This is a genomic window from Staphylococcus pasteuri (assembly GCF_030547725.1).
GTDB classification, from domain to species: domain Bacteria; phylum Bacillota; class Bacilli; order Staphylococcales; family Staphylococcaceae; genus Staphylococcus; species Staphylococcus pasteuri.
Genome location: NZ_JAUOQO010000808.1, coordinates 1 through 242 on the forward strand (window position 1 = coordinate 1; position 242 = coordinate 242).

Annotated in this window: 1 protein-coding gene; it reads left to right on the top strand. The window is 50.8% G+C overall.

Features of this window, described 5'->3' with window-relative positions:
* Positions 1-242: NAD(P)-binding domain-containing protein (locus Q4528_RS15570; RefSeq protein WP_303522622.1), on the top strand; the 242-nt coding region annotated here is incomplete at both ends.

Below are 242 nucleotides of genomic sequence, written 5' to 3' on the forward strand. Positions count from 1 at the left end.
GTGTATAACCGCACCGATGCCACAGCAAAACGCTGGTTAGAGCAATACACCGGCACGCAAGCCTTTACTCCAGCAGAAGCCGCCGCCCAAGCCGATGTAATTATTACTTGTGTGGGCAACGACCAAGATGTACGGGCTGTATGCCTTGGCGAAAATGGCATTATGTCTGCAGCCAAACCAGGCAGCATTTTAATCGACCACACCACCGCATCTGCTGAATTAGCACGTGAGTTATATAGTGC